This window comes from Nonomuraea sp. NPDC054003, assembly GCF_055585125.1.
Window position 1 is genome coordinate 112,011 of record NZ_JBVJKR010000018.1, and the last position, 24,033, is coordinate 136,043.

At 72.0% G+C, this 24,033-nt stretch carries 27 protein-coding genes; 13 read left to right on the plus strand and 14 right to left on the minus strand.

What is annotated here, in order from left to right; all coding sequences use genetic code 11:
• A complete protein-coding gene (locus ACZ6YG_RS37225; RefSeq protein WP_466020561.1) occupies positions 1-753 on the minus strand; it encodes a DUF998 domain-containing protein in 753 nt (250 codons plus the stop codon).
• A 54-nt stretch (positions 754-807) separates the two neighbouring features.
• A complete protein-coding gene (locus ACZ6YG_RS37230; RefSeq protein WP_148036202.1) occupies positions 808-1,515 on the minus strand; it encodes a TetR/AcrR family transcriptional regulator in 708 nt (235 codons plus the stop codon).
• Positions 1,516-1,598: 83 nt separating this feature from the next.
• Between ACZ6YG_RS37230 and ACZ6YG_RS37235 the strand changes: the two genes are divergently transcribed.
• Positions 1,599-2,846 carry a saccharopine dehydrogenase family protein gene (locus ACZ6YG_RS37235; RefSeq protein ID WP_148036201.1) on the plus strand — a complete coding sequence of 416 codons (1,248 nt, stop codon included), beginning with the start codon at positions 1,599-1,601 and terminating at the stop codon, positions 2,844-2,846.
• Here the strand turns inward: ACZ6YG_RS37235 and ACZ6YG_RS37240 are convergent.
• Positions 2,835-3,020 (minus strand): hypothetical protein, encoded by a 186-nt coding sequence (locus ACZ6YG_RS37240; protein WP_148036200.1) that lies wholly within the window; start codon positions 3,018-3,020, stop codon positions 2,835-2,837. The genes ACZ6YG_RS37235 and ACZ6YG_RS37240 overlap by 12 nt on opposite strands.
• Before the next feature lie 59 nt (positions 3,021-3,079).
• Positions 3,080-3,529 (minus strand): MarR family winged helix-turn-helix transcriptional regulator, encoded by a 450-nt coding sequence (locus ACZ6YG_RS37245; RefSeq protein WP_261809014.1) that lies wholly within the window; start codon positions 3,527-3,529, stop codon positions 3,080-3,082.
• Between the two features lie 61 nt (positions 3,530-3,590).
• Between ACZ6YG_RS37245 and ACZ6YG_RS37250 the strand changes: the two genes are divergently transcribed.
• Both ACZ6YG_RS37250 and ACZ6YG_RS37255 read left to right on the plus strand, forming a co-directional pair.
• Entirely contained in the window at positions 3,591-4,100 is a 510-nt protein-coding gene (locus ACZ6YG_RS37250) for a VOC family protein (protein WP_148036199.1), read from the plus strand.
• A 60-nt stretch (positions 4,101-4,160) separates the two neighbouring features.
• A complete protein-coding gene (locus tag ACZ6YG_RS37255) occupies positions 4,161-4,427 on the plus strand; it encodes a hypothetical protein (protein WP_148036198.1) in 267 nt (88 codons plus the stop codon).
• Here the strand turns inward: ACZ6YG_RS37255 and ACZ6YG_RS37260 are convergent.
• Entirely contained in the window at positions 4,424-5,716 is a 1,293-nt protein-coding gene (locus ACZ6YG_RS37260; protein ID WP_466020562.1) for a TIGR04013 family B12-binding domain/radical SAM domain-containing protein, read from the minus strand. The two genes, ACZ6YG_RS37255 and ACZ6YG_RS37260, sit on opposite strands and share 4 nt — an antisense overlap.
• 175 nt (positions 5,717-5,891) lie before the next feature.
• Positions 5,892-6,815, minus strand: coding sequence for a prolyl aminopeptidase (gene pip, locus ACZ6YG_RS37265; RefSeq protein ID WP_466020563.1), 924 nt, complete (start codon positions 6,813-6,815; stop codon positions 5,892-5,894).
• Positions 6,816-7,204: 389 nt separating this feature from the next.
• On the opposite strand from pip, the gene ACZ6YG_RS37270 reads away from it, so the two are divergent.
• On the plus strand, positions 7,205-7,390 hold the full coding sequence (locus tag ACZ6YG_RS37270) for a hypothetical protein (RefSeq protein WP_219545470.1): 186 nt from the start codon (positions 7,205-7,207) through the stop codon (positions 7,388-7,390).
• Here the strand turns inward: ACZ6YG_RS37270 and ACZ6YG_RS37275 are convergent.
• Positions 7,387-9,402: a CehA/McbA family metallohydrolase gene (locus ACZ6YG_RS37275; protein ID WP_466020564.1), complete on the minus strand. Its 2,016-nt coding sequence runs from the start codon at positions 9,400-9,402 to the stop codon at positions 7,387-7,389. The genes ACZ6YG_RS37270 and ACZ6YG_RS37275 overlap by 4 nt on opposite strands.
• Positions 9,403-9,680: 278 nt before the next feature.
• Between ACZ6YG_RS37275 and ACZ6YG_RS37280 the strand changes: the two genes are divergently transcribed.
• Complete coding sequence (locus ACZ6YG_RS37280) at positions 9,681-10,670, plus strand: LLM class flavin-dependent oxidoreductase (protein WP_148036195.1); 990 nt, start codon at positions 9,681-9,683, stop codon at positions 10,668-10,670.
• On the opposite strand, the gene ACZ6YG_RS37285 is transcribed toward ACZ6YG_RS37280, so the two are convergent.
• The gene (locus tag ACZ6YG_RS37285) at positions 10,620-11,090 is read right to left on the minus strand and encodes a nitroreductase family deazaflavin-dependent oxidoreductase (protein ID WP_466020565.1); all 471 of its coding nucleotides are present in this window, start codon (positions 11,088-11,090) and stop codon (positions 10,620-10,622) included. The two genes, ACZ6YG_RS37280 and ACZ6YG_RS37285, sit on opposite strands and share 51 nt — an antisense overlap.
• A gap of 100 nt (positions 11,091-11,190) precedes the next feature.
• Here ACZ6YG_RS37285 and ACZ6YG_RS37290 point away from each other — a divergent pair, with 100 nt between their 5' ends.
• Genes ACZ6YG_RS37290 through ACZ6YG_RS37300 form a run of 3 tightly spaced genes read left to right on the plus strand, consistent with a single transcriptional unit; the run spans position 11,191 to position 13,943 of the window.
• Positions 11,191-12,318: a sensor histidine kinase gene (locus ACZ6YG_RS37290; protein ID WP_466020566.1), complete on the plus strand. Its 1,128-nt coding sequence runs from the start codon at positions 11,191-11,193 to the stop codon at positions 12,316-12,318.
• The gene (locus ACZ6YG_RS37295) at positions 12,315-12,908 is read left to right on the plus strand and encodes a response regulator transcription factor (RefSeq protein ID WP_466020567.1); all 594 of its coding nucleotides are present in this window, start codon (positions 12,315-12,317) and stop codon (positions 12,906-12,908) included. The genes ACZ6YG_RS37290 and ACZ6YG_RS37295 overlap by 4 nt, the downstream gene beginning before the upstream one ends.
• Positions 12,909-12,953: 45 nt before the next feature.
• On the plus strand, positions 12,954-13,943 hold the full coding sequence (locus tag ACZ6YG_RS37300) for a hypothetical protein (RefSeq protein ID WP_466020568.1): 990 nt from the start codon (positions 12,954-12,956) through the stop codon (positions 13,941-13,943).
• Here ACZ6YG_RS37300 and ACZ6YG_RS37305 read toward each other — a convergent pair.
• Positions 13,922-14,473: a CGNR zinc finger domain-containing protein gene (locus ACZ6YG_RS37305; RefSeq protein ID WP_466020569.1), complete on the minus strand. Its 552-nt coding sequence runs from the start codon at positions 14,471-14,473 to the stop codon at positions 13,922-13,924. The genes ACZ6YG_RS37300 and ACZ6YG_RS37305 overlap by 22 nt on opposite strands.
• An 86-nt stretch (positions 14,474-14,559) precedes the next feature.
• Between ACZ6YG_RS37305 and ACZ6YG_RS37310 the strand changes: the two genes are divergently transcribed.
• The 3 genes from ACZ6YG_RS37310 (at position 14,560) to ACZ6YG_RS37320 (ending at position 17,713) form a co-directional block, all read left to right on the plus strand.
• Complete coding sequence (locus tag ACZ6YG_RS37310) at positions 14,560-15,813, plus strand: MFS transporter (protein WP_466020570.1); 1,254 nt, start codon at positions 14,560-14,562, stop codon at positions 15,811-15,813.
• A gap of 112 nt (positions 15,814-15,925) precedes the next feature.
• On the plus strand, positions 15,926-17,041 hold the full coding sequence (macS, locus tag ACZ6YG_RS37315) for a MacS family sensor histidine kinase (protein ID WP_466020571.1): 1,116 nt from the start codon (positions 15,926-15,928) through the stop codon (positions 17,039-17,041).
• A gap of 21 nt (positions 17,042-17,062) precedes the next feature.
• Entirely contained in the window at positions 17,063-17,713 is a 651-nt protein-coding gene (locus ACZ6YG_RS37320; protein ID WP_364231858.1) for a response regulator transcription factor, read from the plus strand.
• Between the two features lie 6 nt (positions 17,714-17,719).
• Here the strand turns inward: ACZ6YG_RS37320 and ACZ6YG_RS37325 are convergent, their stop codons facing one another.
• Complete coding sequence (locus ACZ6YG_RS37325) at positions 17,720-18,010, minus strand: YiaA/YiaB family inner membrane protein (RefSeq protein WP_148036186.1); 291 nt, start codon at positions 18,008-18,010, stop codon at positions 17,720-17,722.
• A 133-nt stretch (positions 18,011-18,143) separates the two neighbouring features.
• On the opposite strand from ACZ6YG_RS37325, the gene ACZ6YG_RS37330 reads away from it, so the two are divergent.
• Positions 18,144-19,019: a hypothetical protein gene (locus ACZ6YG_RS37330; RefSeq protein ID WP_466020572.1), complete on the plus strand. Its 876-nt coding sequence runs from the start codon at positions 18,144-18,146 to the stop codon at positions 19,017-19,019.
• A gap of 10 nt (positions 19,020-19,029) precedes the next feature.
• Here ACZ6YG_RS37330 and ACZ6YG_RS37335 read toward each other — a convergent pair whose 3' ends face one another.
• The 3 genes from ACZ6YG_RS37335 to ACZ6YG_RS37345 are packed head-to-tail and all read right to left on the minus strand — an operon-like array spanning position 19,030 to position 20,888.
• Entirely contained in the window at positions 19,030-19,485 is a 456-nt protein-coding gene (locus ACZ6YG_RS37335) for a nuclear transport factor 2 family protein (protein ID WP_219545459.1), read from the minus strand.
• Between the two features lie 16 nt (positions 19,486-19,501).
• The gene (locus ACZ6YG_RS37340; protein WP_466020573.1) at positions 19,502-20,413 is read right to left on the minus strand and encodes a pyridoxamine 5'-phosphate oxidase family protein; all 912 of its coding nucleotides are present in this window, start codon (positions 20,411-20,413) and stop codon (positions 19,502-19,504) included.
• A 22-nt stretch (positions 20,414-20,435) separates the two neighbouring features.
• Positions 20,436-20,888, minus strand: coding sequence for a VOC family protein (locus tag ACZ6YG_RS37345; RefSeq protein WP_148036182.1), 453 nt, complete (start codon positions 20,886-20,888; stop codon positions 20,436-20,438).
• A 113-nt stretch (positions 20,889-21,001) separates the two neighbouring features.
• Here ACZ6YG_RS37345 and ACZ6YG_RS37350 point away from each other — a divergent pair, with 113 nt between their 5' ends.
• Positions 21,002-21,592, plus strand: coding sequence for a CGNR zinc finger domain-containing protein (locus tag ACZ6YG_RS37350; RefSeq protein ID WP_466020574.1), 591 nt, complete (start codon positions 21,002-21,004; stop codon positions 21,590-21,592).
• An 8-nt stretch (positions 21,593-21,600) separates the two neighbouring features.
• Here the strand turns inward: ACZ6YG_RS37350 and ACZ6YG_RS37355 are convergent, their stop codons facing one another.
• Positions 21,601-23,733 (minus strand): DEAD/DEAH box helicase, encoded by a 2,133-nt coding sequence (locus ACZ6YG_RS37355; protein WP_466020575.1) that lies wholly within the window; start codon positions 23,731-23,733, stop codon positions 21,601-21,603.
• Positions 23,734-24,033: the final 300 nt, after the last annotated feature.

Sequence of the window (24,033 nt, forward strand, 5' to 3'; positions counted from 1 at the left end):
TCAACTAGCGATAAATCTGTGATATGTCGTGATTTTGACTGTGGTACTGACCCAGACCACGCGCACCAACCATGCTGCCAGCACGGCCAGCAACGCCACCTCCGCGCCCAGCAGCGCTCGTTCCACCAATCCGATCATGACCCGCTCCCCGGGCAGCGCCACGTACGTGATCGCCAGCACCCCGAGCCCGCCCGCCAGGGCCAGCCACTCGACGACCCTGGCCACCGGCCGCCACACGGGGTCGCGGGCCAGCCTGGGCACCAGCAGCGCCCCCGCCGCCGGCAGGCTGACGAACGCCGCGATCGACACGTACTGGTGAACCTGCGCGGCGAACGTCGGGTCGGCGCCGAACGGTGTGGTCGGGACGGCCGCCGCCACCAGCAGCGCGCCCGACCACACCAGGAGCAGCCTCTCCGGCATCCCCCTCACCGGAGCCCCCACAGACCGCAATCCCGCCAGCAGCGCCAGCGAGCCCAGGGCCACCACCGCCATCGCGACCTCCGTGACGCCCCCGCGGTCGGCCACGGCGTACTCGCTCACGGTCACGTGCAGCGGGTTCAGATCGGAGTCGAGTTGCGCGAACCCGATCCCGGCCACGCCGGACACGATCGCGGCGAGCGCGACGAGCGGGTAGGCCCGGGAACCGGCGGGGAGTCCGCCCGCCGGCCGCCCAGCCACGCCCCCGCGCGGCCGGCGCCCCTCCACGTCGGCATCGGCCTCGGTGGCGGGCAGTTCCTCGGTGACTCCGGTCATGGCAGAGAGTCTTCCGGGAGGACGGCGCCGCGACATCCGGCGTCGTCCCTTACCTCACCCTGACCGATCCCTGAGTTGCCGGGCCGCGCTGTCGAGGAGCATGTCCAGGGCCGCCGGGTAGCCGCTGTCGTTCATCCTGGCCACCAGGAGGGGCGCCGTGGCGGCGATGTGGGGGTGGGTCTCGGCCGGGAGGCGGGCGTAGGTCTCGCGCCAGACCTCCTGGTCGGCCTGCCGTGCCGCCTCGGGCAGCGCCAGGGAGGCGGCGTCGAGCACGGCGAAGGCCAGGCTCTGGTCGATGAAGGCGTGATAGACCCGCACGGCGTCGGGGTCGGGGAAGCCCTCGGTGCGCAGGATGCCGAGGATCGTCTCGTCCACCGCCACCTCGTGCGGGCGGCCCGCCACCCGGCTCGCGGTGAGCACGGCCGCCTGCGGGTGCGACAGGTAGGCCCGGTAGATGCTCAGCCCCAGCGCCCGCAGGTCGGCCCGCCAGTCGCCGGTCGCGCGCCAGCTCTCCAGCGCCGCGGCGAACAGCGCGTCGGCGATGGCCAGGGTCAGGTCGTCCATGCCGCGGAAGTAGCGGTAGATCGTGCTGGCGTCGGCGCCCAGCGCCAGCCCCAGCCGCCTGGCCGTCAGGCCCGCCGCGCCGTGCTCCTTGAGCATGCGCAGGGCGGTGGCGATGATCAGCTCGTGGCTGAGCACCCGGCCCTGCCGGGTGGGCCGGCGCCGCCGTCGTGCCGCCTCGGGCACTACGCGCTTCGGCATACCTCTCCTTATGCCAACACCATTGACGTTGATGAGCGTACTCGTCTTTGCTTGAAGGGCACCCCCCGCAACCAGGAGAGATCATGCGTATTCTTCTTGTGGGCGCCGGCGGTGTGGGCACCGCCATCACCCGCATCGCCACCCGCCGCGAGTTCTTCGACCATATGGTGGTCGCCGACTACGACATTTCCCGGGCTCAGGCGGCCGTCGCCGCGCTCGGCCCCGGCGAGACCCGCTTCACCGCGGCCGCGGTCGACGCCTCCGATACCTCGGCGGTCGCCGGCCTGCTTCTCGGCCACCGGTGCGACGTCCTGCTCAACGCCACCGACCCCCGCTTCGTGATGCCGCTGTTCGAGGCGGCGCTCGCGGGCGGGGCGCACTATCTCGACATGGCGATGTCCATGTCCAGGCCGCACCCCGAGCACCCGTACGAGCAGGTCGGGGTAAAGCTCGGCGACGAGCAGTTCGCCCGCGACGGCGACTGGCGGCGGGCCGGCCGGCTGGCGCTCGTCGGCATGGGCGTCGAGCCGGGGCTGTCCGACGTGTTCGCCCGCTACGCCGCCGACGAGCTGTTCGACGAGATCGAGGAGATCGGCGTACGCGACGGCGGCAACCTCACCGTCGACGGCTACGAGTTCGCCCCGTCGTTCTCCATCTGGACCACGATCGAGGAGTGTCTCAACCCGCCGCTCGTCTACGAGCGCGACCGGGGGTGGTTCACCACCGAGCCGTTCAGCGAGCCGGAGGTGTTCGACTTCCCCGAGGGCATCGGCCCGATCGAGTGCGTGAACGTCGAGCACGAGGAGGTGCTGCTGGTGCCCCGCTGGGTGGACGCCGGGCGGGTCACCTTCAAGTACGGGCTCGGCGAGGACTTCATCTCCAGGCTCAAGACCCTGCACGAGCTGGGCCTGGACGGCACCCGGCCGGTCACCGTGCGGACCGACCGCGGCCCCGCCCGGGTCTCGCCGCGCGACGTGGTGGCCGCCGTGCTGCCCGACCCGGCCGAGCTGGGCGACCGCATGCACGGCAAGACCTGCGCCGGCACCTGGGTGAAGGGCGTCAAGGACGGCCGGCCGCGCGAGGTGTACCTCTACCACGTGGTCGACAATCAGTGGTCGATGCGCGAGTACGGCTCGCAGGCCGTGGTCTGGCAGACCGCCGTCAACCCGGTCGCCGCGCTGGAACTGGTCGCCGGCGGCACGTGGCGGGGCGAGGGCGTGCTCGGCCCCGAGGCGTTCCCGCCGCGCCCGTTCCTGGACCTGCTGGAGGAGTACGGGTCGCCGTGGGGCCTGCGCGAGCAGGAACCCGCCGGAGTGGGGTCAGAGGCCTGACGGGTCGCGGCCCACGCTGATCTCCTCGGCGATGCGCCGGATGTCGGCGCCGGTGAAGCCGGGGGCCTGGGGCAACTGCCGCAACAGCGCGTCGATCACCACGGGCACCGGCTGGCCGGCGAACCGGCCCGCGATGCCGTGAACCGTGCGGAACAGCGCCTCTTCGTCGTGCATCCCCGTCTCCTCATACGACTACCCGGGACACGGTACGACGGGGCGCCGACAGTTTCCGGCTATCGCTTCAGCGTGTCCCGTACCGTGGCGCAGATCTCATGCAGGCTGCCGGCCTGCTCGGGCGTGAGCACGTCGAACAGGACGCGGCGCACCTCCTCGACGTGACCGGGCGCGGCGGACTCCAGCGCCGCGAAGCCCGTGTCGGTGAGCACGGCGATGTTGCCGCGCCGGTCCTCGGGGCAGCGGTCGCGGCGGACCCAGCCGCGCTCCTCCAGCCGGGCCACCGCGTGCGAGAGCCGGCTCTGCGAGCTCTGCGCCTTCGCGGCCAGCTCGCTCATCCGCAGCGCGCGCCCCGGCGCCTCCGACAGCGCCACCAGGATCATGTAGTACGCGTGCGGCATCCCGGCGTCGCGCTGCAACTGCCGGTCGAGCGCCTCATGCACGAGCTGGGTCGCCGCCATGAAGCTCCGCCAGGTGCGCTGCTCTTCGTCGTCCAGCCATCGGGTCACATCTGACAATTTACTTGAACTCTCATATACTTGGGGACGAATCCGGCCAAAGGAGATCATCATGCCCGTCCAGCGGCTCAATCATGCGGTCCTGTACGTTCGGGACGTCGAGCGCAGCGTCGCCTTCTACCGCGAGGCCCTCGGCTTCGAGCCGGTCATGGAGATGCCCGGCGCCGCGTTCCTCCAGGCGGCCGGCTCTTCCAACGACCACGACCTGGGACTGTTCCAGATCGGCGCGCAGGCCGGGCCGTCGCCCGCCGGGCGCACCGCCGTCGGGCTCTACCACCTGGCGTGGGAGGTCGACACGCTCGACGAGCTGGAGCGCGTCGCCGCCAAGCTGAGCGAGCTCGGCGCGCTGGTGGGCGCCTCCGACCACGCCACCACCAAGGCCCTCTACGCGCACGACCCCGACGGGCTGGAGTTCGAGGTGTCCTGGCTGGTGCCGGCCGACATGATCGACGACGAGCTGCTCGCCGCCAGGACCCGCGTCCTGCCGCTCGACCTGGCCGCCGCCAAGGAGCGGTTCGGCGCGCGCACGCGCGGCGGCGTCGGAGTGTCGATCCCGGTCTGACGTGATCGGGCGGGTACGGGTTACCGTGGTGTTAATCCGATTCCCCTCCTGGAGAACGTCATGCCGAGGGATCCAGACCACGTGCTCGACGCCATCGACGGCGTCGTCGACGAGTGGGAGACGCTGAGCGCCGACGCCATGCGCTGGGCGCCGCCCGAGGACAAGAGCGACGACCTGCTGCGCGAGGTGAGCGAGATCTTCGGGCCGCTGGCCAACGCGCTCACCCAGGCGTTCCGCCCGCTGGGCGACGCGGTGAACCGCGTCCTGGACGACCTGCTCCCCGACGACGAGGGGCCCGCCTACGACCAGGACGACGACGAGCGCTAGCCCGTCCGGCGCCGGCGGGTCCGGCGCGGGTAGGCCTTGGCGGTCTCGGCCAGCCTCGCGGCGTGCTCGGCCTGCTTGCGCCAGTGGCCGTAGGCGTCGCCGCGCTGGGCCAGCCGGTCGAGCTCACGCACCGTGGCCAGGGGGATGAACGCGGGCTCGGCGTCGCGCCACGGAGTGCCCGGCAGCGGCATGAAGGTATGGGTGTGGATGCGCGCCCCCAGGTCGGCCAGATCGGCGGCCAGCCTGAGCGAGGCCTCCTGATCGTCCTCCTGCTCGCCCGGCATGCCGAAGATGAAGTCGACGTTCGGCCGGAAGCCGTGCTCCACCGCGATCCGCACCGCGTCGCGTACGGGTGAGGTGTCGTGGCCGCGCCCCGAGGCCGCGAGCACGCGGTCGGAGCCCGACTGAGCGCCGATGATCAGATTGTCGTTGGCCACGTAGCGCTTGAGCAGCCGCATGGCCTCGGGCGTCACGTGCTCGGGCCGCACCTCGGACGGGAAGCTGCCGAAGAACACCCGGCCGTGCGGCGGCAGCTCCTCCTTGACCCCGGCCAGCAGCTCCTCCACGGCGTCCAGGTCGGGGCTCGGACCCGGCGACCCGTACGAGAGCGAGGTCGGCGTGATGAACCGGACGTCGCGCAGCCCGTGTCCGGCCATCTCCCGCACGTGCTCGCGCACGCTCGCCACCGACCGGTGGCGGAACTGGCCGCCGAACATGAAGGGCGTCTGGCAGAAGCGACAGGTGTAACGGCACCCTCTGGTGATCTCGATCGGCCCGAACCGCCCGCGCCGGGCCCGGAAGGACGGGAACGCGTCCAGCGGGAGCTGCGGCGCCGGGCGGGTCCGCAGCGCGACCCCGTCGGCGTCCCTGAGCGCGAGCCCGGGGACGCCCGTGAGCGGGTCGCCGCCGCGCAACGCCTCGACGAGCGCGACGATCGTCGACTCGCCCTCGCCGACGCCGGCCAGGTCCCACCCGGCGTCGATGACCTGCTGCGGCTCGGCGGTGGCGTGCACGCCGCCCGCGATGTGCAGGACGCCGTCCCGGTCTGCCAGCGCCCGCACCGCTGCCAGCTCGGCGGCCATCGCGTCGGCGTCGGGCGAGTAGAACGACCACAGGACCAGCACTCGATCGGCCCGGCTGGCGGCGATCTGCGCCGCCGTCTCCTCGACGGTGGTGCCGAGGCGCAGCCCGTGCTCGACCCCCGCGATCTCCAGCGCGGCGAGCAGGGCGTGCACGCCGTAGGTCACGGCCTTGCGATATCGGACCACCACGTCAACAGCGAGCGCCACGCCGTGCAGCGTAGCCGACGGCCACCCGGATGTGCGGCGCGCGCCGTTCACCCGGGATCGTCGTGGGGTCCTTCCCGACAGCCACCCAGGTGTGCGACGCGCCCGTTCACCCGGGATCATCGCGGGGTCCTTGCCGACAGCCACCCAGGTGTGCGACGCGCCCGTTCACCGGCCCTTATCGGGCGAACCGCTCGACCGCCGCCTTCAGGGCGTCGCGCATGCCCGGCTGACCGCCGCTGTGGCCCGCCTCCTCGACGATCACCAGCTCGCAGCCCGGCCACGCTCTCGACAGCTCCCACGCCGTCCGCAGCGGGCTGCTCAGGTCGATCCGGCCGTGTACCAGCACGCCGGGCACGTCGCCCAGCTTCTCCACCCCGGCCAGGATCTCGCCGTCCTCCAGCCAGGCGTGGTTGCTCCAGTAGTGGGTGACCAGCCGCGCGAACCGCATCCGGAACCGGGGGTCGGCGTAGCGCGGGTCGGGCTCCTGGTCGGCGCGCACCCGTACGTGGGAGTCCTCCCAGTCGCACCAGTCGCGGGCCGCCTTCTCCCGGACGGCCGGGTCGGGGTCGGCGAGCAGCCGGGCGTAGGCGTCGACGAGCCGCCCGCCACCCGGGGCGCCGTCGCGGAACCGCTCCCATTCCCGGGGGAAGTAGTGGCCGACGCCCTCGGTGATCCACTCCACCTCCCACCGGGTGGTGGTGGCGACGCCGGACATGACGATCTCGGTGACCCTGTCGGGGTGGCGGATCGCGTAGGCCAGGCCGAGAGTCGTCCCCCACGAGCCGCCGAACAGCATCCACCGGTCGATGCCCAGGTGCTCGCGGAGCAGCTCCATGTCGGCGATCAGGTGGTGGGTGGTGTTCACGGACAGGTCCGTGTCGTGGTCGGCCGCGTCAGGCGTGCTCCTTCCACAGCCGCGCTGGTCGAACAGCACGACCCGGTACTTCTCCAGGTCGAAGAACCGCAGCCAGCCGGGACCCGCCCCGGAGCCCGGACCGCCATGGACCACCACGGCCGGTTTCCCACCGGGCGCGCCGTGGACCTCCCAATGCACGTGGTTGCCGTCGCCCACGTCAAGCATGCCGCTCTCATTGATCATGACCCCATCCTCACCCCTTCTGAACGGAGACCGCCTCACACGCAGAGTCCAGGGGCGAACAGTCCGCTCCCTGCTCGACGGGAACGGCCTCACACACGGGGTCCGGGGGCTGGGGTCGATATCGCGCCGTCCCCTTCCTGTTTGACGGAGGCCGCCTCACACCAGGTCCAGGGGCTAACCGTCCGCTCCCGGCTTTGACGGAAACCGCCTCACACACGGGGTCCGGGGGCGGGAGCCCCTGGCAAGGGGGTGTGGGGGAGCTTGGCTCCCCCGCAGAGCGCAGCCCGAGTCGGGGTCGCGCGCAGCGCGCTGACTTGCGAGGACCTTGATGTCGGCTCGGGCATGGAAAACCGCCTGATCTTGTCGGTGGCGGCTGCCATAGTGAGGGAGTGTTCCACACCTCCTCCCTAGTCCCCTGCCATGTCCGTCACCTGCCCGGGGGCGCCATCGAGCTGATGCCGATCGTGCTGCCGATGACCCTCACGGCCGCCCAGCGCCGCAGCCTGGCCGCCGTCCTCCTGGAGGGTCTCGACGACGACACCGCCCCCGCCGGCGCGGACCTCTGCCTGGCCTAACCGAGCCTGGCCCGGTAGACCTGCCGCGCGCGGTCGTAGAGCGCCACGTGGTCGTCGTACTGGTCCTTGGTCGCGAAGACGCCCGACTCCCGCAGCACCTCCTCCAGCCGGTCCAGCCAGTCCAGGCACCACCGCACGTCCTCGGGCCGCGCCACGCGCGTGCCCGCCACGTTCAGGTAGACCGGGCTCGTGTGCGCGTACGCGCCGCTTCCGTGGAAGCTTCGCGGGTGCGGCCCTCCGGTGGCGACCGCGACCACGTACGTGGGCTCGCCCGCGGTCAGCGTGGCCGTGAGGCGGCCGGGCGGCCCCTGGGCCACCACCCCGTCGGCGGTGCGGATCTCCAGGGTCTCGACCTCGGGCCCGACCGAGGTGACGGTGATCTCGACGTGCTCCCCTGGCGCCAGGTCCAGCGTGTCGCCGGGGCCGTGGCCGTTCACGGTGAGGTCGAGCCACGGGCCGGTGGTGGCGAACGTGCGCCCCATGAGGATCGCCTCGGCGAACGACTCGGCGGTGAGCGGGCCGTCCACCCGCGCGTACACCCGCTCCCACCCGGGCGGGCCCGACGAGGTGCCGCGGTGGCAGAACGACAGCACCGCGTCGGTGCCGGCGGTCACCGTCAGCCGGTTGCCGGCCCCGATCAGGCGCCGGTAGACCGCGGCCGTGGCGCTGATCGACGAATGGTTGAGCACGTCCAGCGTGTCGATCAGGCCGAGCGCCGCGTCGGCGACGATCTCCCTGGCCGAGCAGTTGCGCCCGCGCCGCACCGCTGCCTCCGGCGGGTCGGTGTCGGAGACCGGCAGGTGGAACGGGTGCCCGTAGCCGAGCACGGCGCCCATCTCGTGCAGTTCCTCGCAGGCGACCGCGTTCGGGGGCCAGTCGGCGTCGCCGGAGAAGCCCGTGTGGAAGCGCTCGGGCAGCCCGCGCAGCCCGAAGGCGCCGACGTGGCCGACCAGGTCGTTGCGGTACTCCACGCCGATCCTGGCCAGGTGGCGCCCGTCGGACCACGGCAAATCGCGGCCCAGCCAGTGTTCGAGCGCCTCCCGGTCATAGACCCGCGCGCTCGCCACGTTCCCGGCCACCAGGTTGAGCACGTGCAGGTCCTCGCCGTGCTGGGCGGCCGCGGCCAGCTCGGGTGCGGCCGGTTCCTCGCCCATCCAGTTGAGGTGGACGTGCATGTCGCCGCCGTACCAGCCGTGCGCCGCCGCGTCGTACAACCGCTCGGGGGTCAGCTCGACCAGCGTCTCCCCGCCCGCGGCCGGGGTCAGCGCGACCTCGGACTCGGCGTACTCCATGCCCCTGGTGACCGTCACCGTGATCGGCTCGGCGGGCACGGCCACCACCAGGTCGTCGCCGTGGAAGTACGCTCTGCCGTGCCCGTCGACCTTGGGCGGGGCGCCTTCGGGATACCAGCCCTGCCCGCCGGCCGACGTCACACTCCATCGGCACGGGAACCCGGCGCGCAGCCGCACCGCCGCCGCCTCCGCCCGCCTGGTCAGCGGCGCCAGATCGACCGGCGCCCCGTCGGCGACGACCTCCCGCCGCACGCCGACGATCTTCGCTCCGCGTGGCTGAATCTCGTACGCGTCGCCGTCCACGAGCACCGTGACCGGCTCGTCCCGGCTCGAGTCCAGCAGCAACCACGTACGGCCTGGCTCGTCACCGAGCACCACCCGCGCGCGGGCCTCCAGCGTGACCGCGCCGGGCCGCAGCCGCAGCGCGGGCAGTGAGGTGAGCGCTTCGCCGCCGAGCGCGTCGCGGACCACCCGGTCGACGTCCACCTCGCCCATCCGGTCGTCGATCTCGTCCTCGGACGCCCCGGGCAGGCGCTCGGCGAGCTGCCGCATCCCGGTGGCCCAGTAGTCGTGGCTCCGGTCGAGGAAGACGGTGGCCCATGCCTGGACCACGTACGACAGCGGCTCCTCGCCCCAGCACACGCCGTGCCGATCGCGGAGGTCCCGGTAATCGGTCAGCGCGCGGGCGACAGTCTCGGGAAGCAGCGGATCGTCACACATCGGACACTCCTCGAAGTCACCGACATCGTGTCACGAAACGCTGGACCCGTCAGGTACTTACCACCCACCGCCCGACTGCACGGCCGAGACGACCACGGCGAGCCCACTCATCCCGACCATCCCGATGATGACCATAAGGGCGACGATGCGACGGTTCACATGGCGGATGCTACCCGGCGTCCAGGGAGAAGACGGCCAGGCCAGGAGGAGGTGCGCCGGAAATAATGGGACCCGGGCACCGGTTACCTTTTGGTACCCGCTAAGGAAAGGTACGTCCCATGCCCCTGCCTCTCTCCATTCTCGATCTCGCGTACATCGGCAAGGGAGAGACCGCCGCCGACAGTTTCGCCGCCAGCGTGGAGCTGGCGCGGCGTGCCGAGCAGTGGGGATACCGGCGCATCTGGTATGCCGAGCACCACAACATGCCCTCGATCGCGTCCTCGGCCACCAGCGTGCTGATCGCGCACGTGGCCGCGCGGACGAGCACCATCCGTCTCGGCGCCGGCGGCGTCATGCTGCCCAACCACTCCCCGCTGACCATCGCCGAGCAGTACGGCACGCTCGCCACGCTGCACCCCGGCCGGATCGACCTGGGCCTCGGGCGGGCGCCCGGCAGCGACCAGAAGACCATGCGGGCGCTGCGCCGCACGCCCTCCTCGGCGGACAGCTTCCCGCAGGACGTGCTGGAGCTGCAGGGCTACCTGACCGGCGACTCCCGCATCCCGGGCGTGGACGCGACACCGGGCAAAGGCACCGACGTGCCGCTGTACATCCTCGGGTCCTCGCTGTTCGGCGCGCAGCTCGCGGCCATGCTCGGGCTGCCGTACGCGTTCGCCTCGCACTTCGCGCCCGCCGCGCTGGAGGAGGCGGTCGCGCTCTACCGGCGCGAGTTCAAGCCGTCCGCCCAGCTCGCCGAGCCGTACGTGATCGCCGGCGTGAACGTGATCACCGCCGACACCAGGGAGAAGGCGGAGGAGCAGTTCCTGGCCGCCAAGCGCAACCGGGTGAGTCTCCTGCTGGGCCGCGAGCGTGAGTTCACCGCCGAAGAGGCGGACATGATTTTGGAGTCGCCCGCCGGCCAGCAGATCCTCCAGATGACCAAGTACTCGGCCGTCGGCACGCCCGGCGAGGTCAAGGAGTATCTGGGCCGGTTCGCCGAGCATGTCGGGGCCGACGAGCTCATCACGGTGTCGGCGGCCCCCGACCGGGAGGCCTGGCTACGCTCCTTCGAGCTTCTCGCCGAGGTCCAGGGCCTCGTCCCCGCCTGACGGCTCCAGGATCACCAGCGGGATGTCCCGGTCCGTTTTGGACTGGTACGTGTCGTACGTCGGGAACACGGTGGCCATGCCCGGCCACAGCTCCTTCTTCTCCTGCTCGGTGGCGGTGCGGGCGCGGGCGGCGAACCTGTCGGCCCGCACCTGCACGGTGACGTCCGGATCAGCGGTCAGGTTGAGATACCAGGCGGGGTGCTGCGCGGAGCCGCCGTTGGAGGCGACGAGCAGGTAGCGGTCGCCGTCCTGCCCGTAGATCAGCGCCGTGCGGCGCAGTTGCCCCGACTTCCTGCCTCGGGTCGTGAGCAGCAGCGTGGGCAGCCCCTGGAACAGGTGCCCGCTCTCCCCGTCCGTCTCCACGTAGCGGCGGATGTGCTCGGCCACCCAGCCCGTCGGGCTGTCGATTACCTCGTCCATGCGATCAAGTGTGGGACTTCGACCGGGGTTGAGGTCAAGTCGCCCAGCCCATGACATTCGTCAGGTCTGCGCCCGGAGTCCCCCGATTAGGGTGATCGGCATGAAGGGCCGGCTCTGGACCTCCGTCTACCTCGCCGTCCTGGTATGGCCGCTCCCCGGCTTCCTGTCCCGCTCGCCGTCCGCCGCCGAGGTGGCGCTCGTGGCAACGGGGCTGGTCTGCTTCGCCGCGCTCTACCTCCGGGTCGTGTGGACGGCCCTGGACCGCCCGCACGGGAACGCGACCCCGTACGCGCTCGTCCTCCTGTACGCGGCCGCGGCCGGACTGGCGCCGGCGCTGGGCGAGCTGTGGGTGTTCGCCGCCTCCTTCTTCCTGATCACGGCGCTGGCGGCGACTCTGCCCGAGCGGGCCATGCCGGCCGGGGCCGCGCTGACCGTCGGAGGCGTCGCGGTGGCGCTGCCGCTGCTGGGCGCGTCGCTCGCGGACAGCTGGTGGATCCCGCTGCAGGCGGCGGTGTTCGCCGGGGCGATGCGCGCCTTCCTCGCGCTGAGCGCCGCGAACCGTGCCCTGTCCCGGGCGAACGCCGAGGTGGAGCGGCTGGCCGTGGACAACGAGCGGCTGCGCTTCGCCCGCGACATGCACGACATCCTCGGCCACAGCCTGGCGGTGATGACGTTGAAGAGCCAGCTCGCGGGCAAACTCCTCACGGCGGACCCTTCACGGGCGGCTGCGGAGATCGGGGACGTCGAGGACCTGTCCCGTCAGGCGCTGTCGGACGTGCGCGACGCGATCGCCGGCTACCGGGAGCTGTCGCTGCCGGACGAACTCGACGGGGCCCGGCGGGCGCTCGCCGCCGCCGGCGTGCCCGTGGAGGTGTCCGCCGAGCCGGTCCCCGCGGAGGTGGAGCCGGTGCTGGCGTGGGTGGTGCGGGAGGGCGCGACGAACGTGGTCCGGCACAGCCGCGCCCGCCGGTGCCGCATCGGGCTGGGGACCGCCGGCGGCGAGGCGTACGTCGAGGTCACCGACGACGGCCGCGGCTCCGCCCCCGGCGACGGCGGCACCGGGCTGCGCGGGCTCGCCGAACGGGTCGAGCTCGCGGGCGGCACCCTGCACGGCGGACCGGCCGAGCACGGCGGCTTCCGCCTGCACGCCCGTGTCCCTCTGCCGGCCCGCCCGCCCCGGGAAGACGCCGTTCCCCGGCCCCGGCCGCCTGCGAAAGGAAGCCCGTGATCCGCGTCCTGCTCGCCGACGACCAGCATCTCGTACGGGAGGCGCTCGCGGCATTGCTCGGCCTGGAGCCCGGCATCGAGGTCGCCGGCCAAGTGGGCCGCGGGGACGAGGTGGCGACGGCGGTCGCCGCGGCGCGGCCCGACGTCGTCCTGCTCGACATCGAGATGCCGGGCGGCGACGGCCTCACCGTCGCGGCCGGGCTCACCGGCGTACGGGTGATCATCCTGACGACGTTCGGGCGGCCCGGTTACCTGCGGCGCGCCATGGACGCCGGCGTCGCCGGTTACGTGGTCAAGGACGCCAGGGCCGGGGAGCTGGCCGACGCGATCCGCCGGGTGCACGCCGGTGAGCGGGTGTTCGACAGGAAGCTGGCCGCCGCCAGCCTCTCCGAAGGCGCCAACCCCCTCACCGGCCGCGAACGCGACGTGCTGCGCGCCGCCACCGAGGGCGGGACGATCGCCGACATCGCCCGCCGTCTGTACCTGTCGGACGGCACCGTACGCAACTACCTGTCGTCGGCCATCGGCAAGCTCGGCGCCCGCAACCGGGCCGAGGCGGCACGCGCCGCGGAGGCCAAGGGCTGGCTCTGACGAACGTCACTACCGGCCGCCCGCCGCTCTCGCGACGCTGGTGACATGTGGAAACGCGTCGCGCCCGCGCTCGGGCTCTTCTTCCTGTCGCCGCTCATCGGCGAGTTCCTGCTGGGCAACCTGCCCGTCACCATGCTGGTCGCGCTGATCACCATGGCCCCGCTGTACGGGGGCGGCGCGCTGCTCGTCCGCGAGCTGGCCCGGCGCCGGGGCGTGGGCTGGCCGGGCATCGTGCTGCTCGCCGTCGCGTACGGCCTGATCGAGGAAGGGCTGGTCACCCGATCCCTGTTCAACCCCGGCTTCGCGGGGATGGACCTGCGGTCGTACGCCTGGATCCCCGGCGTGGAGGTGAGCGCCTGGTGGACGGTGTTCGTGCTGGGCGTCCACGTGGTGGGCAGCATCTGCGTGCCGATCGCCGTCATGGAGTCGCTGGTGCCCGCCCGCGCCTCGGAGCCGTGGCTGCGCCGGCCGGGCCTGGTGGTGGCGGGGGTGCTGCTCGTGCTGGGGGCGGCGGCCTCGGCGGTGTTCGCGACGGATCCGTACGATCCCGGGTTCGGGCGGCTCGCGGGCGTGGCCCTGCTGGCGGGCCTGCTGGTGTTCCTCGCCCTGCGCCGCCGCTCCCCCGCCGCGCCGGGCACCATCCGGTCCGGACGGGGGCCCGGAGGCTGGGCGGTGCTCGCGTTCTCGCTGGCGGCCGGCGCCGCGTTCTGGCTGCCGGTGATGAACGTGGACGCGCTCGGCGCCTGGCTGGTCACGGCCATCCACCTGGCTCTGTACACCACCGTCTGCGTGCTGGTCGTGCGCTGGTCCGGGCAGCCGGGGTGGGGTGTGTGGCAGCGGTTCGGGCTGGCGGCGGGCGGCGTGCTCACCTACGCCTGGCACGGGTTCCCGCAGCCTCCGGCCGTCCCCACCGATCCGATGGCCGACCTCATCGGGAACCTCGTCTTCGCGGTCGCGGCGGTCGCCCTGCTCGTCACCGCCGCCACGAGAATCCGCTCCCACGCCGCGGGCCGCTACGTCGAGTGGGTGGCGTAGTAGCGGCGGGACTTGTCGCGGCTGCCGCACGTCGTCATGCTGCACCAGCGGCGGCGCCGGTTCCTGCTCGTGTCCAGGAACAGCCACACGCATGACGGGCAGGCGCCGAGCCGGTCCAACGGCCCGTGGGTGAGCAGCTCGACCGCCGATTCGGCGACCTCCCACAGCAGCACGCGCACCGTACGGGGATCCTCCCACCGCAGCCGGTAGGTGTCGCCGTCCTCGTCGAGCCGGGCGTGGCCGGATCCCTCGGCGTAGGCGGCCATCAGCGCGGCGAGGTCCTCCCGGGGCGGCTGCCCGCCGTAGGCGAGCGCCCAGAACACCCGGAAGACGGCCTCCCGCAGCTCCCGCGCCTCGGGCAGAGCCTCCGCCAGCCCGGCCGGATCCTCGACGGCCAGGCCGACGGCGCCTGCCCAGGTCAGGGCCTCCTCGGGCGTCGCCAGCCAGTCCCGCTCGGCGACGGGGCGGGCGTTGACGGTGTTGGCGAAGTCCAGACAGAGCGCGTTCCCGACCAGTTCCACTGCGGTCATGCCCTCCAGTATCTCACCAATCAATCCCGATTGACAGGTGAGATCGCGCAGTCTTACCGTTCAACCTACTTTGAAAGGTGAGACCTATGCGCATCCTTCCCGCGTCGCTCGGCCGGTCGTTCAACGGCCTGTGGTTCGGCACCGGCGCCGCGAACCTCGGTGACGGCATGGCCCTGTTCGCGCTGCCCCTGCTGGCCCTCGCCGTCGGCGCCTCGCCCGGCGGGGTGGCGGCCGTGACGACCGCGCTCACCCTGGCCTGGCCGCTGTTCGGGCTGCACGCTGGCTGGATCGTCGACCGCGTCGACCGGCGCGCCCTACTCACCGGAGTCAACCTGGCCCGCGCCGCCCTCCTGGCCGGCCTGACCGCCGCCCACCTCGCGGGAGTCCTCTCACTCCCGCTGATCATCGCCGCGGCCGTCCTGCTCGGCGTCGCGGAAACCCTCGTCGACACGGCGCTGACCTCGACCATCCCGCGAGTCGTGCCCCCCACCGCGCGCGGTCGCGCCAACGCCCGCGTCGAAGCCACCATCAACGTCACGAACCAGCTCGCCGGCCCGCCCCTCGCCGGCCTCCTGGCCGCGACCACCCTCGCCCTGGCTACCGGCGCCAGCGCCGTCCTCTACGTCCTGGCAGTCGCTGGCATCCTCGTCATGACGCTCTCCCCCGTACCGGCCGGCGCCGGCACGCCCCACCCCGACCGGCCCCGTGACGGCCTGGTCGCGGGCCTGCGCTACCTCTGGCGCCAGCCCGTGGTGCGCACCCTCACCCTCTACACCGCCGTGATGAACGTCGTCTGGGCCGCCGCCACCGCCCTGCTCGTCGTGTACGCGGTCGCCCCCGGCCCGCTCGGCCTCACCACCACCCAGTACGGGCTCCTGCTCACCGCCATGGCGGTCGGCGGCCTGGTCGCGTCGGCCGTGGTGGAGCCGCTGCGCCGCCGCTTCGGGGTGACCACCCTGCTCATCGCCGACGCCGCCGGCACTGTGCTCCTGGTCCTGCCCGTCGCCGTGGACGCCCCCGCCTGGGCGGTCGCCGCCGGCGCGGTGGTGGCGGGCGCCGGGTCGAGCATCTGGCGCATCCTCGTGGCCACCATCCGCCAGAACCTCTCCCCGCCCGAGCTGCTGGGCCGGGTGTACGCGGCCTCACGCGTCCTCAGCTGGGGCGTCCTTCCCCCGGGCGCGGCCCTGGCCGGAGTGATAGCGGAGCTGTGGGGGGTGCGCGCGGCGTTCGTCCTCGCCACGGTGCTCGCCCTGGTGGTGATGGCGGCCTTCATCCGCTACGCACTCCGCACCGACCTGTCGGCGGCCGTCGAAGCCCCCGACGAAACCGTCAAGGCATGACCGACGAACCCGGTCGCACGGTGGCGATCGTGATGGTGAGTGTCATCCGTTAGGCGGCGCCCGGGGGCGGGTCACCATATAGTCGGACGCCGATCGAGCGTGATGGGGTCGTATGGAGATCGAGGGGTCGTTCTGGCGGGCGATCGCGGTCTACCGCGTCGCCTCCCTGGTCTACGCCGCGCTGCTGCTGGCGACCGCCGGCGGTTACCAGCGTCCGCTCGCGGGCTGGCTCGTCCTCGGTGTGATGGCGGTCTGGACGGTGGTCACCACCGTCGCGTACTCGACCGTGAGAAGCCGCAGGCTCCTCACGGTGGACGTCCTCGTCACCCTCGGCTGCCTGCTGGCCTCGCCCTACGTCCAGGGATCCCAGGCCGGGCAGGCGGGTCTGATGCCGGTCACGGCGACCTGGGTCGGCGCGCCCGTGCTCGCCTGGGCCGTCTACGGCGGGCGGCGGGCGGGCGCGGTCGCGGCCGTCGTCCTGTCGCTCGCCGACCTGTGGCTGCGCGGGCTGCACGAGTTCAACCTCTCCGTCCCGGTCAACGGAGCCGTCCTGCTCATCCTCGCCGGGGCCGTCGTCGGGCACGTGGCGCGGCTGACCAAGCAGGCGGAAGAGCGTCTTCAGCAGGCCGCCGAGCTGGAGGCGGCCAACCGGGAACGCGAGCGGCTGGCCCGCGGGATCCACGACTCGGTCCTCCAGGTCCTGGCGCTGATGCAGCGCCGCGGGCAGGAGATCGGCGGGGAGGCCGCCGAGCTGGGACGGCTCGCCGGAGAGCAGGAGGCGGCGGTACGGGAGCTGATCCGCAGCGGCCCGGCCCCGGCGGCACAGGACAGCGCGGGCCTCGTCGACGTGGGCGCCCGCTTACGCCGGTTCACCACACCGGCGGTCACCGTCTCGGCGCCGGCCACCCCCGTGCCGCTCCCCGCCCGTCAGGCCGACGAGGTGGTCGCCGCAGTCGGCGCGGCGCTCGACAACGTCCGGCGGCACTGCGGCGAGGACGCCAGGGCCTGGGTCTTCGCCGAGCACGACGGCGACACGGTGACCATCACCGTGCGCGACGAGGGCCCCGGCATCCCCGCCGGACGACTGGAGGAGGCCGAGACGGAGGGCAGGCTCGGCATCGCGCAGTCCATCAAGGGCCGGATCGCCGGCGTCGGCGGCACCGTCGGCTTCACGTCCGTGCCCGGCCAGGGGACCGAGGTCGAATTCGTCATCCCCGTCCGCACGTGAACCCGGGTCTACAGTTACGGCATGACCAGCGCACTGCGGGTGATGGTGGTGGACGACCATCCGATGTGGCGGGACGCGGTCGCCCGCGACCTGGAGCACGCCGGCTACCAGGTGGTGGCGACCACCGGCGAGGGCCGCCAGGCGCTCCGCGTCGCCGGCGCCGTACGCCCCGAGGTGGTCATCCTCGACCTGAGGCTGCCCGACCTGCCCGGCGCGGAAGTGGCCAGAGGGCTGGCCGCGTCCGAGCATCCGCCCCGCGTCCTGATGCTGTCGGCGAGCGGCGAGCACGAGGACGTGCTCGAAGCCGTCAAGGCCGGCGCCTCCGGCTACCTGGTCAAGTCGGCGAGCCGGGAGGAGTTCCTCGACGCCGTCAAGCGCACGGCCGAAGGGGAGCCGGTCTTCACCCCCGGCCTGGCCGGCCTGGTGCTCGGCGAGTATCGCCGCCTCGCCACCCAGCGACCTTCCGACGACGGCCCCCGCCTCACCGACCGCGAGACCGAGGTGCTCCGCCTGGTCGCCAAGGGCCTGTCGTACAGGCAGATAGCCGAGCGGCTCGTCCTCAGCCACCGGACCGTGCAGAACCACGTACAGAACACCTTGAACAAGCTCCAGCTCCACAACCGCGTCGAACTCGTCCGATACGCGATCGAACGCGGACTCGACGAGGCGTAGACCGGCTCAGAGATTGTCGACCTTGAACGGGTCGTGCTCGGAGAGCAGCTTGTCCAGGCGCGCCTGGTCGACGCGGCTGGCCGTGTTCGCCGCCTCCTGCCGATCGCGCACGCACTTGGCCAGACCGAACGCCGACGTCACCGTGTAGAGCACGGCGACCGCCAGGAACGCGCGGACCCAGGGGTTGACCGGCAGGAAGACGATGCCGATCCCCACGCTGCCGAGTGCGACCGCGAAGGAGATGACGCATTGCGCGTAGTAAGCGGCGGTCATGGTGGGCTGGACTGGTTTGGTCATGCCACCCAGCGTCCGGCACGGACCGGGCGCCCGCCTGAGTACGCGTACCCAATCCCGCCTGAGTAGCAGGCACTGCCGTGACGATGACGGCCCCGTTACGATCGCCTTGGAAGCATTGCCGTAGCGAGGACATATGCCGGTGAGACGATGGACCGCCCTGGCGACCGCCGTACTGATCGCGTCGGCACCGTTCGCCACAAGTCCCGCCGCCGCCCAGACAGGCGCCCCGGATCCGGCGCGCGCTCTCAAGCGGCAGCTCGGGAACAAGCAGGGCGTCCGGATCTCCGAGACCAGCCGCTACTTCTTCGGCGGGAAGTCGACGGTCTCCGGGAACGGGACCCGGATCAAGGGCCGTCTCCGGCTCGCCCCGTCGGGCCCGGCGGCCGCGGACTACACCTGGTGGGACCTGCCCTCGGCCAAGACGAAGAAGAAGCCGGAGCTCCACCGCGTGATCCGCGTCGGTGCGGACGTGTACGTCGACGCCGGCCAGTATCCCGGGCCGACCCCGGAGGGCAAGGAGTGGATCCGATACCCCTCGAAGCACAGGGGGAGCATGGGCCGGGACATGGATCGGGACGCGAGCCTACAGCCGATCAGCGTGTACGACCCGTCCACGCTGAAGGCCGTGCTGAAGCGCTCGGCGAGCAAGCCCGTCTCCGGCGGATTCCTGTACTGGGGCGCCATGAGCTACAAGGACCTGCGCAAGGTCTCCAAGGGCGCCGCCATCAGCTGGACCTCCGGGCGGCCGATCAGCGGGAAGAACAAGGGGAAGATCGCCTGGCGCCTCTGGACCGGCCGTGACGGCCTCCTCAAGCGCCTGACCACCACCGACACCGCAGGAACGGGAAAGAAGCCGCCGGTCAAGCGGACCGACACACGCTACACCGGCTGGGGGTCCCGCGTCGTCGTCACCGCCCCGCCCGCCGATGAGGTCATCGACGAGCGTGACCTGCTGGAGTACGTCCGCGAGCAGAACGCGCACATCCCGGAGGACGAGAAGAACTCCTGAAGCGGGCGTGTCACCTGAGCGGGATGGACCGGCCCAGCTCGTCGGCCGGGCGCGAGCCGGAGATGCGCCGCTGCTCCTCGGTGATGGCCACGTCGTTGATGCTGGCCTCCCGCCGCCGCATCAGCCCTTCCGCGTCGAACTCCCAGAGCTCGTTGCCGTAGCTGCGCCACCACTGTCCGTCGGCGTCGTGCCATTCGTACTGGAACCGGACAGCGATCCGATCGTCGGTGAAGGCCCAGAGCTCCTTGCGGAGCACGTAGTCGAGTTCCTTCTCCCACTTACGGGTCAGGAAGGCGATGATCTCGTCCCGGCCGGTGATGAACTCGTCGCGATTGCGCCAGACCGAGTCGGGAGTGTAGGCGAGGGCCACGCGGCGCGGGTCGCGGGTGTTCCAGGCGTTCTCGGCCGCCTGGACCTTGGCGCGGGCGGTCTCGGCCGTGAAAGGCGGGACGGGTGGCGGGGTCATGCGTACTCCTTGGTGATCAATGTGCGGTGGCGGAAGAAGCCTCTTTGCTTCCTTCCGGGTTGAAGCGGGAGTATTCGCCGAAAGCCCAGCGCTGCCCCATACCGCCGGAAATCTGGACCACCCGCTCGACGGAGAAGTCGACGAGCCGCTTGGCGCCGGGGACTGTCGCGGCCCTGTCAGGGTCCCAGTCGACGCGGGCGCGGCCGGTCAGGTGCAGCGTGTCCCCGTTCTCCCAGTCGAGGAACAGCAGCCCGCAGCGGGGTTCGAGTTCGAGGTTGCCCAACGTCATGTACATGGCGTTGCCCGTGTAGTCGGGCCAGGTCAGCCGCCGGTCGCCGGTCACGGTGACGAAGCCGGGGTTGCCGCCCCGATGCGACGCGTCCGCGCCCTGGCCGGGCGCGTAGGTGCCGATGAAGAACGTGTCGGCGCCGGCGATCCACCGCTGCTGCCCGGCGGTCAGCTCGCCGCCGGCGACCGCTTCCCCTCGTACCGTCTCGTTGACGTACGTACGAGTCTGGATGTATTTGGGGCAGTTGGAATACACCTGTGCTGTACGCACCAGCAGCCGGTCGCCATCTCTGCCGGCTCGCCCGTTGACGCGCATCCGTTTGCGGCTGCCGGGCTCGATCATGAGCATGCCGATGTCCCGCTCGGCGTCGAACAGGCCCGCGAGCGGATCCCCGGCAGCGGGGAGCCGCCCGACGACGAGCGTGCGGTCGTCGGGCGCGGCGATGAACCCGGGCGGTCCGGTGATCACGCCGGTCCAGGCCGCGCCGGCGTCGTCGGCGGCCGCGACCACCACCAGCCGCTGCCGGCCGGCGAAGTCGGCGGCCACCGGCGGGACGGTCGCGCCGACGCGGGCCGACCCCCATCTGTCGCGGGTCAGACCGGCGCGGCGCTGCACCGTGTGTTCACCTTGGTGGAGCATGGTCAGTTCCTTCCGCGCGGTATCAGAAGAAACCGCAGGTCGGCGCGCCCTGCGTCGGCGCGGGCGCGGTGTCGGCGCCGGTCGGCGCGTAGATCTCCAGGCGGATGCCGTCCGGGTCGGTGAAGAACACGCCGCCGGAGGAGGCGCCCTCCCCGTGCGGCACCACGCCGTCGTAGACGAGCGGCACGCCGAGGTCGCGCAAGGTGGCCTCGGCACGGCGCACCGCCTCGATGTCGGGCACCTGGAACGCCAGATGGTGCAGTCCGGGCCGGTCGGCGGCGAAGCCGCCGTCGCTCTGCTGCCACAGCGTCACCATCAGCCCGCCGTCCCGGCCGAGGAACGCGAACCTGCGATCCCCCTCGGCCTGCTCGCCGAGGACGTCGAAGCCGAAGACCTGGCGGTAGAAGGCGATGGAACGGGTTAGATCAGTCACGTTCAGGCCGACGTGCCCGGTCTTCAGGACCGGAGCGTTCATGCTGGACCTCCCTTGCAGGCGACCGATCTAACGGCCGCATTAGTCATCATCCATTAGAATGGTTGCGGAGGTTTCTTACGGTGTCAAGCGGAAGGAAGCATTAGAAAGTGGACGTGGCACAGCTCCCCGGCGGCGGTGCTCCCCTTCTCGGCGAGCCACCTCCGCTCGAACTCGCCAACACCGCCTACGCGGTCCGCGGCCGCCTCCAGGACGGCCTGCTGACCGTCGAGCACCTGACCGCGTGGCTGCGCGACCTGCGCCCGCACCTCGCCGTCCCCGTCACGGACGCCGACCTCCAGGACGTGGGCGAAGGCGACCTCCAGCTCGCCAGGGAGCTCCGGGACGTCATCCGGGCCCTGGCGGCCGCCGCCGTAGCGGACCACGACCCCGATCCGGACACCGTCACGACCCTCAACCGTCATGCCGGCCTGGCCCCGCGATGGCGGGAGCTGCGCACCGCCCCCGAGCCGCACACGACGGTCCGCAGCACCGGCCGCCCGGTCACGGCGGCCCTCGCCGCCCTGGCCGAGGAGGCCGTCGTCCTCTTCGCCGGGCCGGCCCGGCACGAGGTGCACGCCTGCCACGGCCCCGGCTGCGTGCTCTACTTCCTCCGCGACACCCCCCGGCGCGAATGGTGCTCAGCCGGCTGCGGCAACCGGGCCCGAGCCGCGCGCCACTACGCCAAGAAGAAGACCGCCGAATAGGACCCGTGTCACCCTTCGGCCAGGCGTCGCCGCTCCTCCCTGACGATCTGCTCGGCCAGGGTCTCCTCCGAGATGTCGATGGCGTCAGGCGTCGACTCGGCGAGATGGCTGCGCCTGGCGTAGGCGTCGAACAGCGTGGCCTTGGCGTTCATGATCTCCAGCAGCCGCTCGTCCATGCTGTCGGGCGTGAGAAGGCGGTGCACCTGCACGCGCCGCACCTGGCCCATGCGGTACGCGCGGGCCACGGCCTGGCTCTCCATGGTCGGTTTGACCTGGGGCTCGCAAATGATCACAACGGATGCCGCCTGGAGGTTGAGCCCCACCCCGCCCGTCTGGATCTGCGCGAGCAGCACCGCGTGACCCCGGGCCGCGGTGAAGGCGTCGATCACCCCCTGACGGCGTTCCGGCGCCAGCTCGCCGCTGAGCGGCCCGTGGACCGGAGAGCCGAGGGCCTGGCCGACGGCGGCGAGCACGTCGCGGAAGTAGGAGAACACCACGACCTTGAGCTCCGCCTCGGCCGCCTCGTCGACCAGTTCGCGCAGCCGTTCCAGCTTGGCGGACTTCTCCGGCACCGCGTAGGCCGCGCGGCGCATCGTCATGAACCTGCCCGACGCCACCGCGTCCCGGTAAGCCTCGGCGTCGGCCGTACTGAACTCCTCCCACTCGTCCATGTGCACCAGATCGGGCAGCTCCGTGACCACGTCCTGCTGGTTGCGGCGCAGGTAGACGGGCGCGACGGCGCGCCGGAACGCCTGCGCGCTGTCATTCGCCTCGACCGTGCCGAACAACCCCGGCTGGAGGTAGTCCACGAGGGAGCGGAACTCCTCGATCCGGTTCTCCATCGGCGTGCCGGTCATGAACAGGACCCTGCCGACCCTGTCGCACCACCCGGCCACGGCCTTGGAGCGGCGGGCCTGCCGATTCTTCACGTAGTGCGCCTCGTCGACGACGAGCACCCCCACCCGCGGCTCGATCTCCAGCGTGTGCAGCCCGGCGTACGTCGTGACCGCGACCCCGCCGCGTTCGAGCCACGCGGCGTGAGCCAGGCGGCGATCGTCGCCATGGAGCCGATAGGTCTTGAGCGAACTGCGGGTCTCGATCTCGCGCAGCCAGTTGACCAGCACGCTCGCCGGGCAGACCACCAGGGAATGCGTCGTGCCCCGCGCGTGCAGGTGAGCCATGACGGCGATCGCCTGGATCGTCTTGCCCAGCCCCATGTCGTCACCGAGGATCACCCGGCGCTGGGCGAGCGCGAACCGGGCGCCGAACGCCTGATAGCCGCGGAGCGAGACCCGCCGCAGGGTGTCGTCGAGCTCCTGCTCCCTGACCCGCTCGGCCAGATCGCCGGGCAGGAAGCCCTCGGCGGCGGCCCGGTCCGACGGCGCCAAGGCGGAGAGCTCCGCCAGCAGGTTGTAGTAGTCGGCCGCGTGGATCTCGAAGTCGATCCACGCCAGGGCCCCGTCCGGCGGCGGGCGCAGCAGGTCCGTGGTCGCCTGGGCGATGAGCAGCCTGGTCTCGGTCTCGTCGGCCAGCAGGGCGGCGATCCGCTCCACGGCCCGCGCGGCGCGGGCGCGGCGGCGGCTTCCCGACAGCAGCCTGCGCAGCCAGTTGCCGATGGGGCGAGCCTGGGGAATCAGCTCTCTCAGCCTTCCCCCGACCGCCTCGGCCGTACGACGGGCGCGGGGCAGCTCGGGACCGACGGCGACCAGCCGGTGCAGCGCCAGGAGCAGCCGGGTGGTCTCGGCGTCCCGGTCGTCGACGTCGATGTGGACGGTGCGGGACCGCCTCGTGGCGAGCGCGATGCCCTCGGCCGCCTTCTGCGCCTGCTTGCGGGTCTGCGGCCCGACTCCCGGCAGCTTCTGCAGCTCGTACGGCATCGCTCGCAGAACGCTCCGTACGGTGGTGTAGCCGGCTTCCTCCAGCGCCCCGATCCGCAGCCGGCCGCTGGTGACGTCCTTCAGCCGGGACACCGGCATGGCGTCGAGTTCCGCCTCGGCCTGCCGGTCGCGGAGCGGTCCGAGAGCATCGCGGACCTCGGCGACCGCTCGTTCGTGCTCGACCACCAGGTCTCGCGCGTCGCCCAGCAGCCGCCGCGCGCGCCGTAACAGGTCTCGAACATCCCCGGCAGAGGGTGGTTCCATAGGTCAGAACGTATCTTCCCCAGTCCGAGATCGTGTCCCGCTGCTTGGGCGGGTGCCGACCGGGTAGTTTGACCAGGTTTCGACGCATCTGACCGAAGGGATGCCATCATCGGCAGCGACGCTTTCTCTCCGTGGGAGGACCGGCCGAGGCCGGCGCGCCGCCGCGTCACAGAAGCGGCGATCCTGAGCACTCGTGACCACACCCGGGCCGACGTCGCCCAGTGGACCTGCCCGCACGACCGGCACGCCGGGCACGGCTGCGTCACCTGCTACCACGCCTCGGCCGACGCCGACCCGGCC

Excerpts from the sequence above, each read along its gene's own strand:
- ACZ6YG_RS37225 (WP_466020561.1), bottom strand. The coding sequence starts at position 753 with ATGACCGGAGTCACCGAGGAACTGCCCGCCACCGAGGCCGATGCCGAC.
- ACZ6YG_RS37230 (WP_148036202.1), bottom strand. The coding sequence starts at position 1,515 with ATGCCGAAGCGCGTAGTGCCCGAGGCGGCACGACGGCGGCGCCGGCCC.
- ACZ6YG_RS37235 (WP_148036201.1), top strand. The coding sequence starts at position 1,599 with ATGCGTATTCTTCTTGTGGGCGCCGGCGGTGTGGGCACCGCCATCACC.
- ACZ6YG_RS37240 (WP_148036200.1), bottom strand. The coding sequence starts at position 3,020 with ATGCACGACGAAGAGGCGCTGTTCCGCACGGTTCACGGCATCGCGGGC.
- ACZ6YG_RS37250 (WP_148036199.1), top strand. The coding sequence starts at position 3,591 with ATGCCCGTCCAGCGGCTCAATCATGCGGTCCTGTACGTTCGGGACGTC.
- ACZ6YG_RS37255 (WP_148036198.1), top strand. The coding sequence starts at position 4,161 with ATGCCGAGGGATCCAGACCACGTGCTCGACGCCATCGACGGCGTCGTC.
- pip (WP_466020563.1), bottom strand. The coding sequence starts at position 6,815 with ATGATCAATGAGAGCGGCATGCTTGACGTGGGCGACGGCAACCACGTG.
- ACZ6YG_RS37275 (WP_466020564.1), bottom strand. The coding sequence starts at position 9,402 with ATGTGTGACGATCCGCTGCTTCCCGAGACTGTCGCCCGCGCGCTGACC.
- ACZ6YG_RS37280 (WP_148036195.1), top strand. The coding sequence starts at position 9,681 with ATGCCCCTGCCTCTCTCCATTCTCGATCTCGCGTACATCGGCAAGGGA.
- ACZ6YG_RS37285 (WP_466020565.1), bottom strand. The coding sequence starts at position 11,090 with ATGGACGAGGTAATCGACAGCCCGACGGGCTGGGTGGCCGAGCACATC.
- ACZ6YG_RS37290 (WP_466020566.1), top strand. The coding sequence starts at position 11,191 with ATGAAGGGCCGGCTCTGGACCTCCGTCTACCTCGCCGTCCTGGTATGG.
- ACZ6YG_RS37300 (WP_466020568.1), top strand. The coding sequence starts at position 12,954 with ATGTGGAAACGCGTCGCGCCCGCGCTCGGGCTCTTCTTCCTGTCGCCG.
- ACZ6YG_RS37305 (WP_466020569.1), bottom strand. The coding sequence starts at position 14,473 with ATGACCGCAGTGGAACTGGTCGGGAACGCGCTCTGTCTGGACTTCGCC.
- ACZ6YG_RS37310 (WP_466020570.1), top strand. The coding sequence starts at position 14,560 with ATGCGCATCCTTCCCGCGTCGCTCGGCCGGTCGTTCAACGGCCTGTGG.
- macS (WP_466020571.1), top strand. The coding sequence starts at position 15,926 with ATGGAGATCGAGGGGTCGTTCTGGCGGGCGATCGCGGTCTACCGCGTC.
- ACZ6YG_RS37320 (WP_364231858.1), top strand. The coding sequence starts at position 17,063 with ATGACCAGCGCACTGCGGGTGATGGTGGTGGACGACCATCCGATGTGG.
- ACZ6YG_RS37325 (WP_148036186.1), bottom strand. The coding sequence starts at position 18,010 with ATGACCAAACCAGTCCAGCCCACCATGACCGCCGCTTACTACGCGCAA.
- ACZ6YG_RS37330 (WP_466020572.1), top strand. The coding sequence starts at position 18,144 with ATGCCGGTGAGACGATGGACCGCCCTGGCGACCGCCGTACTGATCGCG.
- ACZ6YG_RS37335 (WP_219545459.1), bottom strand. The coding sequence starts at position 19,485 with ATGACCCCGCCACCCGTCCCGCCTTTCACGGCCGAGACCGCCCGCGCC.
- ACZ6YG_RS37340 (WP_466020573.1), bottom strand. The coding sequence starts at position 20,413 with ATGCTCCACCAAGGTGAACACACGGTGCAGCGCCGCGCCGGTCTGACC.
- ACZ6YG_RS37345 (WP_148036182.1), bottom strand. The coding sequence starts at position 20,888 with ATGAACGCTCCGGTCCTGAAGACCGGGCACGTCGGCCTGAACGTGACT.
- ACZ6YG_RS37355 (WP_466020575.1), bottom strand. The coding sequence starts at position 23,733 with ATGGAACCACCCTCTGCCGGGGATGTTCGAGACCTGTTACGGCGCGCG.